Origin of the sequence: Undibacterium sp. 5I2 (assembly GCF_035019605.1) — a bacterium.
Classification (GTDB): Bacteria; Pseudomonadota; Gammaproteobacteria; order Burkholderiales; family Burkholderiaceae_D; genus Undibacterium.
In genome coordinates this window covers 1-1,095 of the sequence record NZ_JASJVS010000143.1, presented here as the reverse complement: position 1 = coordinate 1,095, position 1,095 = coordinate 1, and the positions used below count along the sequence as shown (strand labels likewise).

Here is a 1,095-nt window from a genome sequence, read left to right as displayed (position 1 = left end):
CCGCGCAGCTGTGGCAGAAACAGGCACTATCTTAAACTCTTTGAATAATTGTCTGGACTTAGGGGGCCACTTTAGATTTCCCAAAGATGCGGCACGCTCTAGCCAATAAATCGCTAGTAGCTTATTTTTAACTACACCAATCCCATTTAGATACATCACTCCTAGGTTGAACTGGGCTTTATCATGCCCAGCCTCGGCAGCTACATGAAACAATTTAGATGCGATATCGACACTTCTCTCTACTCCATCTCCTTTCAAAAACTTAACCGCCTGCAAGAAAATATCGTCATTAGGTTGCTTGTTCATCACTTATTTAATCTTAAAAAATAGTCTTGAAAATTATAGAAGCCCGTCTCAAAGTTGATGTATGAGACAAACAAAGTTGATATCACAAACCTATATTGAATTAACTATTAGATTACCTAATAGTCATTTAAATTGAATACCACAATTGGGGCAAACAAAAATTTTTGTGGATCGTGCCAACAAAGCTACAAAGGCACCAAAGACCAGATTTTGCCAAAAGGATGTGACATAGCCATAAAAATAAACAACGAAATAAATGAACACTCCTGCTCCATATATCGACAACCGATATATTAAGGGTTTTGAAATTTTCAAACACCCTCCAAGTCCTACATAGCCACACTCTAAGCAAGTCAAATGTGTGTGATCAGGATATTTCTTCAAATTATTTCGTATATTTTCTGGAATAACCTTGCTCATATTCAACCCAATCAATCGTTATTTAATTAAAAAAATTAGCAAAAAAAATTAGGATTGATATTAGCTTTTTATGCAACAAAATTACTATAGTGGGAATTACCTGCAACACCTTCGGGTTTTACGTACGGGTACGGATATCCGCAAAGAAGACGAAAAAAAAACCATGTTTTGAAGGATATATTTCTATTCAGAAAGAAACATCTCAATTTAATTTCGTCACATTCAAAGGAGCAACAGGTAACCATAATCAAGTCGTAACGAAAGCGATCAGCTGTCCGCCTCGTGATCTGAACCCCCGGTGTTAGGCTACCTGTCACATGTCTTTTGTAAAACAAAAATATACAGATTTATTTTTCAATTTGTGTGAAT

Annotated in this window: 2 protein-coding genes; both read right to left on the bottom strand. The window is 36.2% G+C overall.

Annotated elements, in window-relative coordinates; all coding sequences use genetic code 11:
- A partial coding sequence (locus QN359_RS19730; protein WP_323493625.1) for a tetratricopeptide repeat protein occupies positions 1–306 on the bottom strand: 306 nt, incomplete at its 3' end.
- 123 nt (positions 307–429) lie between these two features.
- Complete coding sequence (locus tag QN359_RS19725) at positions 430–726, bottom strand: hypothetical protein (RefSeq protein WP_322249627.1); 297 nt, start codon at positions 724–726, stop codon at positions 430–432.
- Positions 727–1,095 lie beyond the last annotated feature (369 nt).

Excerpts from the sequence above, each read along its gene's own strand:
- QN359_RS19725 (WP_322249627.1), bottom strand. The coding sequence starts at position 726 with ATGAGCAAGGTTATTCCAGAAAATATACGAAATAATTTGAAGAAATAT.